Origin of the sequence: Aeromonas sp. sif2416, from assembly GCF_019218665.1 — a bacterium.
GTDB lineage: Bacteria > Pseudomonadota > Gammaproteobacteria > Enterobacterales > Aeromonadaceae > Aeromonas > Aeromonas encheleia.
Window position 1 is genome coordinate 424829 of record NZ_JAHUXC010000001.1, and the last position, 13462, is coordinate 438290.

Here is a 13462-nt window from a genome sequence, read left to right on the forward strand (position 1 = left end):
CTCCCATATTTACCGGGTAGAATGAGTGTCATGTCACCACCGCCAACGGGCGGTGGTTGTGCCTCTCAAGGGAGAACGCTATTCGTGAAAGCCGTCTGGGGAATCGTCTTATCGGCGCTGTGGGTGCCAGGGATCATGGCGCAGACCATGGAGCAATCCCTCTATCGTGAGGGCTATGATGCGGTGCGGGCCGACGATCAGGTCCGATTCCAGCAAATTCGCGCGCGGCTGGCCCATTACCCGCTGCTGCCCTACCTGGATTACTACCAGCTGGCCTTCCGGCCGGGGGCGGCCAACTATGGTGACGTGACCCGCTTCATCCGCCAGCACGGGGATACCCCCCAGTCCAACCGGTTGGAGCGCGGCTACCTCACCTATCTGGCCCAGAGCCAGCAGTGGTCCCAGTTCCTGCGCTTCTACCCGGCCAAGCCGAGCTCCACCGATCTGCTCTGCCAGCACTATCAGGCGCGCTACTACACCGGGCAGAAGACACAGGCGCTCAATGAGGCAGGCAAGCTCTGGCTGAGCGGCCAGTCCAGGCCCGATGCCTGCGATCCCCTGTTCCAGCTCTGGCAACAGGCGGGCCTGCGCACCCAGGAGAAGATCTGGCAGCGCATGAAGCTGGCGTTCGAGGCACAGAATCCGGATCTGATCCGCCACCTCGGTGCCCAGCTGAGCGGTAACCTGAAACCCTATGGGGATCAGATGATCGCGCTGTATGAGCAGCCCGCCAAGGCGATGAACCCGGCCTATTTCACGACGGCGCCGTCGTCCAGGCACCTGCTGTCGCTGGGGCTGGCCCGCTACGCCAATCAGGATCCCGAGGCGGTCTTGCGCCAGCTGGGGGAGATGAAGCGCCGCTTTGGCCTGAGCCAGGCCGAGGTCTTGCCCATCGAACGCGCCGCCGCGCGCCGCCTGCTGCTGGACCGCTCCCTGGTCCAGCGCAACTGGCTGGATGCGACCCTGGTGCGGATGAAGGATGCGGAGCTGCTGGAGCTGAGATCGCGACTCGCCGTCTGGGAGCAGGACTGGCGTGGGCTATCCGGTTGGGTCAAGCGGATGCCCATCGCCCTGCAGAAAGAGGATCGCTGGCGCTACTGGCTGGCCCGCGCCCTGGAGGTGCAGGGTCAGCAGAAACCGGCGCGGGATCTCTATCTGGAAACCGCCAATCTGCGCGGCTTCTACGGCTTCATGGCGGCGCAGCGCACCGGCGTGCCCTATCGCATGAAGAACCAGAGCTCGGCCCAGAAGGTGCCGGACTGGCGCACGGCGAGCAGCCGCTGGCCCTTCCTGCTGCGGGTGCGAGAGTTGCTGGCCATGAACGAGGTCACGGCGGCGCGCTCGGAGTGGATCCACAACATGGATCGCAACCCGGTCGCCCAGCGCATCGAGTTTGGTCACATCGCCCTCAATCAGGGCTGGCATGAACTGGCGATCCTGTCCAGCATCCGGGCCGAGGCCTGGGACGCGCTCGACCTGCGCTTCCCCCTGCCGCTCAAGCGCACCTTCTCCCAGATGGCGCAGGAGCGGAGCATGAACACCAGCCTGCTCTACGCCATCTCCCGCCAGGAGAGCGCCCTCTACCCGCTGGCGCAGTCGCCGGTCGGGGCACGGGGCCTGATGCAGCTGATGCCGGCCACCGCCAAGGAGACCGCCGCCAAGCTGGGGGTACCCTATCGCAACGAGCAGCAGCTGTTCGATCCGGCCATGAACATCCGGCTCGGCAGCGCCTACCTCAAGCGCCTGCTGGATGTCTATGACGGCAACCGGATCCTGGCCGCGGCGGCCTATAACGCGGGCCCAGGCCGGGTCAAGCGCTGGCGCGATCAGAGTACCAACAAGCCGATGGATGTCTGGGTGGAGAGCATCCCTTACCGGGAGACGCGCAACTATGTCCAGAACGTGCTCTCCTTCGATCTCATCTACCAGCAAAAGCTGCAGCAGCCGCTGCGTTTCATGTCGGAACGTGAGCTGAACCACGCCTATTGAGACGGGAGACAGCCGCCGCGGCGGCTGTCTCCCTTTCTTGCCTCAAAATGGTTATCATCCCTTAAGATTTTGTTACAAAAGGAAACCTGCCAGGTGATCGGGCGCCGCGTCTTGGTCTGGCTGGTTCTATATAATGCCCCGATCAACACAGACAGGCTTCCCCAACAAAGGAATTGAGAGTGGCAACGATCAAAGACGTATCTCAGCTGGCCAATGTGTCCATCTCGACGGTGTCGAGAGTCATCAACAACACGGCGCAGGTGGCCCCGGAGAAGCGTGAAGCCGTGCTGGCGGCCATGAAGGAGCTGAGTTTTCGTCCCAACAGCTTTGCCCAGGCGCTGGTCAGCAAACGTTCCAACTGCATCGGCGTGCTGGTGGGTGACCTCTGTGGGGGTCCCTTCTTCGCCCAGATGATGCGCGGCATCGAGAGCATGGTCGACAAGGCGAACAAGTTCACCATAGTGGTCTCCGGCAACCATGACGCGACCCGGGAGCGCCACGCCATCCAGGCGTTGTTGCAGCGTCAGTGCGACGCCCTGATCCTGCACAGCAAGGCGCTGCCCGACGAGGAGCTGAGCGAGCTGGCGGCGGGCACTACCCCCATCGTCTTCATCAACCGCCAGGTGCCGGGCTGCGAGGAGCGCTGCGTCTGGCTGGACAACCAGGCCGGCATCACCACCGCCTGCCAGCATCTGCTGGATGCGGGTCATCGCAAGATTGCCTTCGTCACCTCGGATGACGAGGAGTTCGTCGATGGCCAGCAGCGGATGGCCGGTTATCGCTTCGCCCTGCAACGGGCCGGCATCGAGCTGGACGAGGCCCTCATCGGTCGCGCCTTCGCCGACGAGAAGGGGGGCTATGTGGCCATGGGCGAGCTGCTGGAGCGGGGTGTCGAGTTCAGCGCCGTGCTGGGCTTCAACGACGCCATGGTGGCGGGCGCCATCTCCTGCCTGCTGGAGCGGGGCTACAAGATACCGCAGCAGATCTCCGTGGTGGGCTTCGACGATATCCCCTACGCCCGTTACATCTACCCCAAACTCACCACGGTGCGTTATCCCATCGAGGAGATGGGGGAGAGGGCGGCCGAGCTGGCCTTGCGGCTGCTGGATCACAAGCCGGTCGACGGCCTGGCGCTCAAGTTCGAGGCTGAACTGGTGCGCCGCGAGTCCGTGGCCTGAGCAATAAGTTGGCCCTGAATGGGCCAATTCTCGCGGCCAGGATTGAAAGCGCTTTCAGAAATCCTTTTCAACTGTGATCCGCTTCAAAGCTTTTTGCCTGCGCTGCCACTAGGATAGGCCCCACGAATTAGGAGCGTGCGCTCCCGATTTTCCCGCTGTGGGAGGTAACTGGTTAATCCAGCTATTTCCTTCGTTACTTTCGACGGTCATCATTGGATGGCCGTTTTTTTTTTGTCAGGATATTACCAATGCGAGACGCGAACATGAGCCAGATCGGGATCCTGGGGGCAGGCTGGCTGGGACTGCCGCTGGCGAAGGCCTTGCAGGCAGAGGGCAGGCGAGTTCTGGTGACCGTCAGCTCGGCCGAGAAGGCGGAGCGGCTGAGCGCGGAGGGGGTGCCGGCGTTGCCGCTGTTGATTAGCCCCCAGCTGGCGGCGCCCTTGCCGTTCGCCTGCGACGCGCTGGTTGTCTGCGTGCCACCGAGCAAGACCGAGGATTACCCGGGAGCGGTGGCACGGCTGTGTCAGCTGGCCAAGGCGGCGGGCACACGCAAGGTGCTGCTGATCAGCGCGACCTCGGTGTGGGCGCCGGGGCAGGGGGAAGAAGATCAGCCCTGCCCGGCCCATGCCAGGGGGGAGCGGATGCTGGCCGCCGAGCAGGTGGTGCAGGGAGCAGGCTTTGCCTGCGCCATGGTGCTGCGCCCGGCCGGGCTCTATGGCCCGGAGCGTCATCCCGGCCATTTCCTCGCCGGCAAGATGGTGACTGGCGGCGGCCAGGCGGTGAATCTGGTGCACCTGGATGACGTGGTGGCGGCCTGCCAGCTGATGCTGGACCAGGGACAGGACGGGGATGCCTACAACCTGAGCGCCCCCGTGCACCCGCGCCGGGAGCAGCTCTATCCCTTCGCGAGCCGGCTGCTCGGCCTGGCGCCCCCGCAGTTTATCGAGCCCGCCGGCGTTTTTGCGCCGATCGAGGGGCAACGCATCTGCCAGCGGCTCGGCTTCGTCTACCGCTGGCCCGATCCGGCGCACTGGTTTGCCGAGCAGGCCGCCCCGGATCGCTGAGCCGGAAATGGGGCTCAATATCGTCTGTTGTGTCGGTGACGGGCCGCGTCCAGCCCTGTATTCGCCGGGGCTGGCGGGCAATTGAGGTTTGCCAAGGCCGGGATCGCCCCCTATCATGCCGCATCCATGATAGAGAGAGCGGTAATGATGGTAGATACAAAGCGTCATCCCGATGGGGAACTGTTGCTGAGAACTCTGGCGATGCCAGCCGATACCAACCCCAATGGCGATATCTTCGGGGGATGGATCATGTCCCAGATGGATATAGGTGGGGGCATCATGGCCAAGGAGTTGGCAAAAGGACGTATTTGTACCGTTTCCGTCGAGGGGATGACCTTCCACAGTCCGGTCAAGGTCGGGGACGTGGTGTGTTGCTACGGTCGCTGCCTGAAGGTGGGTCGCAGCTCCATGCGGCTCAAGCTGGAGGTGTGGGTCAAGCCGGTGCTGCGGGAAAATGAAGCCCAGCGCTACTGCGTGACCGAGGGGGTCTTCACCTACGTCGCCATCGACGATCAGGGCAGATCCCGTCCCGTTCCGGTCTGATCCGGCTCAGATAAGCCGGGCGTTGATGATGGATATTTCCTGCTCAAGCCCGGTTTTTTGCCGTATCATGCGTTCCAGCATCTCTTCCGATCCCACGCAGTGCTGGGTGTCAAACAGGCAGAGATCGCACTGGGGATCCCGTCTGATCTGATAGACGGTGGAAAGCTCCACTTGGTGACAATTTCCTTGTTGATCATAAAATGTCACGCGGTACTGGTGCTGTCTCGCCATTGCGGGATCCCTCATGGATGAGTCGGGCCGGACACGAATAATGAGACTAGTCGGCGTCCATGACATTTGTGATGGTCATGGCGCATTGCAGAGGCAGGTGGTTGTTAGCCAATGAAAAATAGTTATCGTATTCTGGGTACCTCCCTGCTGACGCTGGGGCTGGTTGGCTGTTTCGAGGTGCCGGATCAGGATCATCTGGTCACGGCGGCGGGCATAGTTCCCGGCATCAGCTGCCAGCAGCCACCGCTGGTGGCGCTGGCCTCCACCGCCTTGCCCCGCGAGTTTGGCCTCACCGTCTGGAATCTCTACAAGGGTCAGCGCAAGAACTGGCGTGAAGGGCTGGACGAGTATGCCAAGTCCCAGGATCTGGTGTTGCTGCAGGAGTCGGCGACCCGGCCCGAGATGCTGGATTGGCTGAGGAGCGGCGACCTCCAGTGGCAGCAGCTGCAAGCCTTCACCCAGGGCGGTGTCTCCTTCGGCGTCATGACAGTGGCCAAAACGCCACAGGCCTTCGTCTGCGGCGTGCGCTCACCCGAGCCTCTGCTGCGTATTCCCAAGTCCGGTCTGGTGAGCCTGTACCCCTTGCAGGGTGATCCTGACGGTGTGCTGGTGGTCAACCTGCATGCGGTCAACTTCGAGCTGGGCATGGCCACCTTCCGCGAGCAGCTCAACGATCTGACCGCGTTGATCCATCGTCACCAGGGCCCGGTCATTCTGGCGGGGGATTTCAACACCTGGAGCGACAAGCGCGCGTTCTGGCTGAACAAGCTGGTGGGAGAGCTCGGCCTGCAGGAAGCCATCCCGGTACCGGATCTGCGCCGCACCGCCTTCGGCCGCCCGCTGGACCACCTCTACTACCGCAATCTGGATCTGGTCGAGGTGAACTCACCCGCCACCGATGCCTCGGATCACAACCCCATAGTGGCGCGTTTCGCGGCCCAGGCCATCAGCCCCTGAGCGATGTGGCCCGCTGAACAGCCAAAAAAATACCCCGCACCAGGCGGGGTATTTTTTTAGTCGGTCATCAACCATCAGCTGTTGTTCTTCACGAACAGGGTCAGCTCCTGGCCCGGCTTGAGGTAGTCGCTCTTGCCGAGTTGATTCCAGCGCATCACGTCGTTGACGGCGACCTGGAAGCGGGCGGCGATGGAGGAGAGGGAATCCCCGCGCCGCACCTGATAGACCATGGATTTGTTACTGCCCTTGCCCTGCTTGGGCCAGACCACCAACTTCATGCCCGGCTTCAGAGCCGATTTGGCATTCAGCCCGTTCCACTTGGCCAGCTCGTCGTGAGCTACCCCGTGCGCCTGGCTGATGCTCCAGAGATTATCACCGGAACGCACCTTGTACTGGATCTTGCTGCCACTGCGGCTGGCCAGCTGCTGTGGCTTGCTCTGGCTGGCCTGAGCCGCCATCGGCTTGCCACCATGGGGGATCATCAGGGTCTGGCCACGGCGCAGGCTGTTGCTGCGCAGGTTATTGGCCAGCTTGAGCTGCTGCACGCTCACCCCGTGGTTCTGGGCGATGCGGGAGAGGGTATCGCCGCTGGTGACCTGATAGGAGCCGGCACCACGGGTACGCTCACGCTTGGGCAGGTCGGCCAGGGCCAGCTCCAGGGTATCCGCATACTCGACCGGTACCAGCAGCTGATAGGGTCCCTGTGGCGAGGTCATGCCGCGCTTGAGGGCCGGATTGACCTCCTTGAGCTGGGAGGCGGAAATGCCTGCCAACTGCGCCGCCACGTTCAGATCGATCTGGCCACCGGTGTTGATGGTGCGCAGCTGCGGCCTGTTGGCCAGCACCGGCAGGGTGACATTGTATTTGTCCGCGTTGCGGATCATGTCAGCCATGGCCAGGATCTTGGGCACATACATCCGGGTTTCCCGGGGCAGGTCCAGCGACCAGTAATCGGTCGGTCGACCGGCCTTCTGGTTGCGGATGATGGCGTTGCGTACTCGGCCTTCACCGGCATTGTAGGCGGCCAGCGTCTGCAGCCAGTCACCGTCGAAGAAACGGTTCAGGTATTCCAGGTAGTCCAGCGCGGCATTGGTGGATGCCAGCACGTCGCGACGGCCGTCATACCAGTTGTCGTGGCGCAGACCGAAGTTTTTGCCGGTGGCAGGCACGAACTGCCAAAGACCGACCGCATTGCTGCGGGAACGGGCATTGGGATCGAACATGCTCTCGATCATGGGGATGGTAATAAGCTCCATTGGCAGCTCACGCCGTTCGATTTCCTCTACCATCAGATACAGGTAGGGCTCAGCCCGGCTGGCAATGGTCGCCATATGCTTATCATTACGCAGTAACCAATCACGCTGCTGGCGGACACGGGCGTTCTCATGCGAGTCAAGCTGCATATCATCGCTGATACGCACCCACAGGTTATCCGTGTCATCCAGTTCTTCAATCTGTTCATCACCGAACAGGAAGCGCGCTGAATGTTTTTTGTATGTTTTCTTGCTGACTTGGGGGGATTTGATCGGCTCGATTGCCGTTACCGCCCGGTCATCCTGATGGCTCAGGTTTTGACAGCCGCTGAGAAACAGCGCTGCCAATAAGGCCGTTCGTAGCTTCATCTCGCTCAGGTCATCTTTAGGAAAAACAGCACGCATCATAAGGGGCAATGGCCCCCTGATCAAGGTTTGTTCAAAAAACGTCCTTCCAGCCCCGCAGCACGGCGAAGGTATCCTCTGGATTTTCCAAGCATTTAAGGGCGTATTTCTCAGCAGAAAATCTCACGGAATCCTGCTCGCAGCGCAGAAATACGTTGAAATGCCGCTCATCCCCCAGCCGGGAAGGGAGACTCGGCAGGCCCTGCTGGCGCAGCTTGCTGATCAGGCCGATCCGGCGCTGGATCGCCTGGTTGTCGGGCTCGACCGCGTGGGCGAAACGCAGGTTGGAGAGGGTATATTCATGGGCGCAATAGAGGAGGGTGTCATCGGGCAGGGCCGCGAGCCGTTGCAGGGAGTCGTGCATCTGGGCGGGGGTGCCTTCGAACAGGCGGCCACAGCCGGCGGAGAAGAGGGTATCGCCACAAAACAGCATGCCCTGACCGTGGTAGGCGATGTGGCCAAGGGTGTGGCCGGGCACATGGATGACATCCAGGCTCAGGCCGTGCCAGTTGATCCTATCCCCGTCCTCGAGCCACTGACCGTGATGGGCCGGCATGGGATCGTGCCTTGGACCATAGAGGCTGGCGCGGGGGAAGTGACGGAGCAGCTCGCCGACGCCGCCGACATGGTCCTTATGATGGTGAGTCAGCAGTATGGCATCGAGCTCAAGCCCGAGCGCCTCGAGCCGCTCCAGTACCGGGGCTGCCTCGCCCGGATCCACGACCAGGCAGTGATTTTCGTGTCGGATCAACCAGATGTAGTTGTCGTTAAAGGCAGGAACTGTGATGACGGTATACATGGCTCGGCTTCTCTTTGTGTTCTCTTTGTGGAAGGGATCTTATATAACAGGATGGCGTTCGAACCCCGGATTGGTCCCATTATGCAGCTGGCACGTACCGAACAACAGATCGAGATCCCGACCAGCTGGTCGGCGCTGCCCATGGGAGACTGGGTGGCCGCCGAGCTGCAGGAGCGGCTCGATAACTGGTGCCCGCACCTGTTTGGCTATCATCTGCTGAAGATTGGCGCCCTGAGCGCCGAGCTCTCCTGCGGCGGCTCCTCCATCCGCCACCAGATCGGGGTCGCCCCCGGCGGGCGGCTGCTGGATATTAAGGGGGATCCGCTCGCCTTGCCGGTACGCACCGGCAGCGTGGACGCCTGCCTGCTCGCCCACTGCCTCGATTTCTCGCCGGATCCGCACCAGGTGCTGCGTGAAGCCGAGCGGGTGCTGACCGATGATGGCTGGCTCATCGTCAGCGGTTACAACCCCACCAGCCTGGTGGGGCTCGGTCACTATCTGCCGTTTATGCGACAACAGCTGCCCTGGTCGGCGCGGATGTTCACCCCGACGCGGGTGACCGACTGGTTGCAACTGCTGGGCTGCGAGGTGATGTTTGACGAGCGCTTCGGTTTTTCCTTCATGGGAAGGCAGAGCCGGATCGGCTGGTGGCGGGAGAGTCTGGGGCGGGACTATTGCCGGCCCCTGGCCTCTGTCTATGTGATCGCGGCCCGCAAGCGGCGTTTTCCGCTGATCCCGGTGCGCCGGCGCTGGCGTCTGCCAGAGTCGATGGCGGCGCCGGGCATGGCGCGTCAGGGGTGGTAGCTTACATCCTCGCGTGATGCACGATCGGGCCAGTCTCGCGACTGGCCCGGGGAGGAGCTATCAGGGCTGATAGCCCACGTCTTCGGCGAGTTGCTTGCCGCTGGCGGCATCGCGGGCCAGTTCGTCACAGCGCTCGTTCTCCGGGTGGCCGGAGTGACCCTTGACCCAGAGCCATTCGATCTGGTGGCGCGCGACTTCCGCATCCAACTCCTTCCAGAGATCGACGTTCTTGACCGGCTGACGGTTGGCGGTCATCCAGCCTTTCTTCTTCCAGCCGATGATCCACTGGGTGATCCCCTGGCGCACATACTGGCTGTCGGTGGTGAGGCGCACCTGGCAGGCGGCGTTGAGCGTACGCAGCCCCATGATGGCGGCCATCAGCTCCATCCGGTTGTTGGTGGTCAGGCGAAAGCCGCCGGCAATCTCCTTGCGGTGCTGGCCATAGACCATGACGGCACCGTAACCACCCGGGCCCGGATTACCGAGGCAGGAGCCATCCGTGTATAAATCAATCTGTTTCAACATGAGCAATCAATCTGTTTTAACATGAGGCTTGGGGTAAACTAGCGAGTAAAACCGAAGTTTGACATAGATTGGATCATGAACACACCCCAACTGAATCGCCAGATCATTCTGGATACTGAAACCACAGGTATGAACACGGCAGGCGGTCCCGTCTACCTCGGCCATCGCATCATCGAGATCGGCTGTGTGGAGGTGATCAACCGCAAGCTGACGGGCAATCATTTCCACGTCTATATCAAGCCGGATCGGTTGGTGGACCCCGAGGCCATCCAGGTACACGGCATCACGGATGCCTTCCTGGTCGACAAGCCTTCCTTTAGCCAGATAGCCGACGACTTCATCGAGTTCATCCGTGGCGCCGAGCTCATCGCCCACAATGCGCCCTTCGACGTGGGCTTCATGGACTATGAGTTCAGCAAGCTCGGCCTCAGCTTCAAGACGGCGGATATCTGCAGCATCACAGATACCCTGGCGATGGCGCGGGATCTCTTCCCCGGCAAGCGCAACAACCTGGACATCTTGTGCGATCGCTACGGCATCGACAACTCCCACCGCACCCTGCACGGGGCTTTGCTGGATGCGGAGATCCTGGCGGACGTCTACCTGCTGATGACAGGTGGCCAGACCAAGCTCAACCTGGCCAATGAGAGCAGCGAGAATGACAGCAGCCAGGACACCGGCATCCGCCGGCTGGAGAGCAACCGCTCGCCGCTCAAGGTGGTGCGCGCCAATGACGAGGTACTCGCGGCCCACGAGGCGCGGCTCGATCTGGTGCAGAAGAAAGGAGGCGCCTGCCTGTGGCGGCAATGAGGACCCTCTGGGGTGGCCTGCTGCTGGCCTCGCTATCACTTTCAGTCATGGCCAACGAGGTGTTTGCCCCTTCCGATATTCCCCTGCTCGACAATCGCTTTCGCATCGATTACGGGGTGAAAGAGATCACCTTCATCGTCAAGCGCAAGCCGGGGATGCCCTCGGTGATCCTGGTGCGGCCCGATGGCAGCAAGCTCTATGTCGGCAAGGTCACGCCGCCCGAGGTGGGCTGGCTGGCGTTGCAGGATCAGGATCTCATCACGGTGCGCGACCCCATGCCGGGCCCCTGGCAGGCCATAGGGGCTGTCGATCCCGAGAACCGGGTGCGCCTGCTGTCCGACGTCCGGCTCGAGAGCGAGCCGCTGCCGACTCAGCTCTATCAGGGTGAACGCATCAAGCTTCAGTCCCGGCTGCTGATCGATGGTGCTGCCCCCGGGGCGGGGTACTACCTCTCCGATCTGGGCATGACGGTGAGGCTGCAGCAGTTCAACAATGCCGAGCAGAGCGGAGAGCCCATGCTCGAGGAGACGCTCGGTCACTACCTCGACGATGGCAAGGGGCTCGATGAGGTGCCGGGTGACGGCATCATGACCGCGGAGGCGGTGCTCGACGTGCCCGCTGGCAAGTACCGCGCACTCTACAGCACCGGCAATCAGGTCTTCTCCCGCGCCCAGTCACAGCAGGTGCTGATCTACCCCTGGCCGGTGAGTTACAGCCTGGCGCCCCCCTCCGGCGAGATGGGGGCCAGGCTCTCGTTCGTCATCGACGCCGACGAGCTGGATCCGGCCTCGGTGCTGATCCAGGGCAAGGTCGCCGACAGCACTGGGGTCAGCATGCCGTTCAATGCCGTGGCGAGCGAGCCCGGGCTCAGCATCGATCTCGTGGCGCTCAAGGCGGTGGGGCAGTACAAGGTAGAGGCGACCCTGTTTGGTACGACCCGATTGGGGCGTGAAATCCAGCTGCAACTGCCGATCAAGGCGTTCAACATCCTGCCGCCGGTGCTGACGCCACCACCCTCGGCGGCGCCCGCGACCTCGGTGCCGGTTCAGACCCGGTTCGAGGAGCAGGAGAGCCGCGGCTGGTTGCCCTGGGCGCTGAGTGCTGGTGGGGGGCTGCTGCTCCTGCTGGGGGCGGGGGGCTTCATCTTGCGACAGAAGCGCCAGACCCTGCACAAGGCGATGGCGGCGCAGCAGGCGCAGAGCGAAAGTGCGGTGCCTGGGCTCAAACTGGATCTCAATTTGCCGGAACAGTAACCCGGCCCTGGCCGTGAAAAAGCCGCCCCATGGGGCGGCTTTTTTTATGATGAGGATGCCTCGCTGGCCGCTCAATGCGCCCCTATGTAGATATCCTTGTGCTGATCGCGAATGTCGAGAAACCTGTCCAGGTTGGCCAGCATCAGATCCACCAGCTGGGGGTCGAAGTGCTGGCCTCGTTCCGCTTCGATCAGCGCCATCACCCGATCCAGCGGCCAGGCCTGCTTGTAGCAGCGATCCGAGCCCAGCGCATCGAATACGTCGGCCAGTGCCACGACGCGCCCCTCCAGCGGGATCTGGTCGCCCCGAAGCCCACGGGGATAGCCGCTGCCATTCCACTTCTCATGGTGATTGCCGGCGATGGTCGCGCCTATCTGGAACAGCGCCAGATCGCTGCCGGACAGCATGTCCTGCCCCAATTGCGCGTGGGTCTTCATGATCTCCCACTCTTCCGGGGTGAGCTTGCCCGGCTTGTGCAGTATGGCATCCGGGATCCCCACCTTGCCGATGTCGTGCAGGGGGGAGGCGCGCTTGATGAGCTCGCACCGCTCTTCGTTCATGCCGAGCAACTGGCAGAACAGCTCGGTATAGAGCGCCACCCGCTTGACGTGCAGGCCGGACTCCTTGGAGCGGGTCTCCACCAGCTCGCCGATGCGATAGATGATCTCGCGCTGGTTGTCACCTATCACCTCGTTGAGCCGGATGTTCTCCAGCGCCACTATGATGTTTTCGGTGAACAGGCTCAGCAGGCCGGTATCCATCTGGTTGAGCGGGCGGGTGGTCTCGATGTGGAATAGCAGGTGATGGCGGGCATTCTGGCAGTAGAGCACCAGCTGGTTGCCGTCGTAGACGTTGGCTCCCCTGGTCATGGCCTGGCGCAAGATGTCGGGCGCCTCGCTCAGCAGGAGCGAGGGCTCGTCGGCCAGCAGCGGCTCCAGTATCTGATCCCGCACCTCGTAGGCCAGGTGCTTCACATCGTAGATCTGGGACTCTTCCAGGTTGAGCAGGGCGCTGAGCTGGGTCTGCGCCCCCTCGACAAACTGGCGCAGGGCCCGCTGCTCGAAGATCCCCTTGGAGGCTTCGATGACCTTCTCCAGCCCCTGCCGATTGCTCTCCAGGGTGCGGATGTCGCGGTAGGAGCGCAGGCTGGCGCGCAGCAGGGTGCGCAACTTCTGGGAGGTGAGCTCGGTCTTGTCCTTGTAATCGTTGATGTCGTAGTTGGTGACGACATCGTCTTCCGGAGCCTGACCGGGCTGGCCGGTGCGCAGCACGATGCGCACCATCTTGTTTTGCAGTTCGTCACGCACGAACTTCACCACCTCGAGACCGGCGTGATCCGCTTCCATCACCACATCGAGCAGCAGCAGGGCGACATCCGGGGTCGCGGCGAGCAGCGCCTTGGCTTCGGCGGCCGAATAGGCGTGCAGAAAATCGATCGGCTTGTTATCGAATTCAAACTTGCTCAGGGTGATCTTGGTGATGCGATGCACTTCGGGCTCATCGTCCACGATCATCACCTTCCAACCGGCTGGGCGCGGTGTGGGCAGGGGGAGGTCGTCGTCATCGTCAATTATCAGGATTTGATCATCCATTATGCAATCCTGTGTGTGATCCTGTGCTTACCTTAACCGCTTCATTAAAGATAGGAAAC

At 62.2% G+C, this 13462-nt stretch carries 13 protein-coding genes; 8 read left to right on the forward strand and 5 right to left on the reverse strand.

What is annotated here, in order from left to right:
* Nucleotides 1-84 precede the first annotated feature (84 nt).
* From KW821_RS01900 to yciA, 4 genes are all read left to right on the forward strand, one after another.
* Complete coding sequence (locus KW821_RS01900) at nucleotides 85-1989, forward strand: transglycosylase SLT domain-containing protein (RefSeq protein ID WP_218290155.1); 1905 nt, start codon at nucleotides 85-87, stop codon at nucleotides 1987-1989.
* A gap of 179 nt (nucleotides 1990-2168) precedes the next feature.
* Nucleotides 2169-3167, forward strand: coding sequence for a LacI family DNA-binding transcriptional regulator (locus KW821_RS01905; protein WP_218290157.1), 999 nt, complete (start codon nucleotides 2169-2171; stop codon nucleotides 3165-3167).
* Nucleotides 3168-3415: 248 nt separating this feature from the next.
* Nucleotides 3416-4231, forward strand: a complete 816-nt coding sequence (locus KW821_RS01910; RefSeq protein WP_218290159.1) for an NAD-dependent epimerase/dehydratase family protein — start codon at nucleotides 3416-3418, stop codon at nucleotides 4229-4231.
* Nucleotides 4232-4375: 144 nt separating this feature from the next.
* A complete protein-coding gene (gene yciA, locus KW821_RS01915; protein ID WP_197720916.1) occupies nucleotides 4376-4774 on the forward strand; it encodes an acyl-CoA thioester hydrolase YciA in 399 nt (132 codons plus the stop codon).
* Nucleotides 4775-4780: 6 nt separating this feature from the next.
* On the opposite strand, the gene KW821_RS01920 is transcribed toward yciA, so the two are convergent.
* Nucleotides 4781-5005 carry a hypothetical protein gene (locus tag KW821_RS01920; protein ID WP_042651387.1) on the reverse strand — a complete coding sequence of 75 codons (225 nt, stop codon included), beginning with the start codon at nucleotides 5003-5005 and terminating at the stop codon, nucleotides 4781-4783.
* Between the two features lie 111 nt (nucleotides 5006-5116).
* Between KW821_RS01920 and KW821_RS01925 the strand changes: the two genes are divergently transcribed.
* Nucleotides 5117-5962, forward strand: a complete 846-nt coding sequence (locus KW821_RS01925; RefSeq protein ID WP_218290161.1) for an endonuclease/exonuclease/phosphatase family protein — start codon at nucleotides 5117-5119, stop codon at nucleotides 5960-5962.
* A gap of 74 nt (nucleotides 5963-6036) precedes the next feature.
* On the opposite strand, the gene KW821_RS01930 is transcribed toward KW821_RS01925, so the two are convergent.
* Together KW821_RS01930 and gloB are read right to left on the reverse strand one after the other, a co-directional pair.
* On the reverse strand, nucleotides 6037-7584 hold the full coding sequence (locus KW821_RS01930) for a LysM peptidoglycan-binding domain-containing protein (RefSeq protein WP_042651389.1): 1548 nt from the start codon (nucleotides 7582-7584) through the stop codon (nucleotides 6037-6039).
* A gap of 70 nt (nucleotides 7585-7654) precedes the next feature.
* Nucleotides 7655-8419, reverse strand: a complete 765-nt coding sequence (gene gloB, locus KW821_RS01935; protein WP_042651390.1) for a hydroxyacylglutathione hydrolase — start codon at nucleotides 8417-8419, stop codon at nucleotides 7655-7657.
* Between the two features lie 81 nt (nucleotides 8420-8500).
* Here gloB and KW821_RS01940 point away from each other — a divergent pair, with 81 nt between their 5' ends.
* The gene (locus KW821_RS01940) at nucleotides 8501-9223 is read left to right on the forward strand and encodes a class I SAM-dependent methyltransferase (protein WP_042651391.1); all 723 of its coding nucleotides are present in this window, start codon (nucleotides 8501-8503) and stop codon (nucleotides 9221-9223) included.
* 60 nt (nucleotides 9224-9283) lie between these two features.
* On the opposite strand, the gene rnhA is transcribed toward KW821_RS01940, so the two are convergent.
* Nucleotides 9284-9748: a ribonuclease HI gene (gene rnhA, locus KW821_RS01945; protein ID WP_042651392.1), complete on the reverse strand. Its 465-nt coding sequence runs from the start codon at nucleotides 9746-9748 to the stop codon at nucleotides 9284-9286.
* Between the two features lie 75 nt (nucleotides 9749-9823).
* On the opposite strand from rnhA, the gene dnaQ reads away from it, so the two are divergent.
* Nucleotides 9824-10558: a DNA polymerase III subunit epsilon gene (gene dnaQ, locus KW821_RS01950; RefSeq protein WP_042651393.1), complete on the forward strand. Its 735-nt coding sequence runs from the start codon at nucleotides 9824-9826 to the stop codon at nucleotides 10556-10558.
* Nucleotides 10555-11811: a TIGR03503 family protein gene (locus tag KW821_RS01955; RefSeq protein WP_218290430.1), complete on the forward strand. Its 1257-nt coding sequence runs from the start codon at nucleotides 10555-10557 to the stop codon at nucleotides 11809-11811. Before dnaQ ends, KW821_RS01955 begins: the two co-directional genes overlap by 4 nt.
* Before the next feature lie 71 nt (nucleotides 11812-11882).
* Here the strand turns inward: KW821_RS01955 and KW821_RS01960 are convergent, their stop codons facing one another.
* Nucleotides 11883-13403 carry an HD domain-containing phosphohydrolase gene (locus KW821_RS01960; RefSeq protein ID WP_042651395.1) on the reverse strand — a complete coding sequence of 507 codons (1521 nt, stop codon included), beginning with the start codon at nucleotides 13401-13403 and terminating at the stop codon, nucleotides 11883-11885.
* Nucleotides 13404-13462: the final 59 nt, after the last annotated feature.

Bases quoted from the DNA above. Each gene is read 5' to 3' on its own strand.
- yciA (WP_197720916.1), top strand. From the start codon at position 4,376: ATGATGGTAGATACAAAGCGTCATCCCGATGGGGAACTGTTGCTGAGA.
- KW821_RS01940 (WP_042651391.1), top strand. From the start codon at position 8,501: ATGCAGCTGGCACGTACCGAACAACAGATCGAGATCCCGACCAGCTGG.
- KW821_RS01920 (WP_042651387.1), bottom strand. From the start codon at position 5,005: ATGGCGAGACAGCACCAGTACCGCGTGACATTTTATGATCAACAAGGA.
- KW821_RS01930 (WP_042651389.1), bottom strand. From the start codon at position 7,584: ATGAAGCTACGAACGGCCTTATTGGCAGCGCTGTTTCTCAGCGGCTGT.
- KW821_RS01955 (WP_218290430.1), top strand. From the start codon at position 10,555: ATGAGGACCCTCTGGGGTGGCCTGCTGCTGGCCTCGCTATCACTTTCA.
- KW821_RS01925 (WP_218290161.1), top strand. From the start codon at position 5,117: ATGAAAAATAGTTATCGTATTCTGGGTACCTCCCTGCTGACGCTGGGG.
- KW821_RS01910 (WP_218290159.1), top strand. From the start codon at position 3,416: ATGCGAGACGCGAACATGAGCCAGATCGGGATCCTGGGGGCAGGCTGG.
- KW821_RS01960 (WP_042651395.1), bottom strand. From the start codon at position 13,403: ATGGATGATCAAATCCTGATAATTGACGATGACGACGACCTCCCCCTG.
- gloB (WP_042651390.1), bottom strand. From the start codon at position 8,419: ATGTATACCGTCATCACAGTTCCTGCCTTTAACGACAACTACATCTGG.
- dnaQ (WP_042651393.1), top strand. From the start codon at position 9,824: ATGAACACACCCCAACTGAATCGCCAGATCATTCTGGATACTGAAACC.
- rnhA (WP_042651392.1), bottom strand. From the start codon at position 9,748: ATGTTGAAACAGATTGATTTATACACGGATGGCTCCTGCCTCGGTAAT.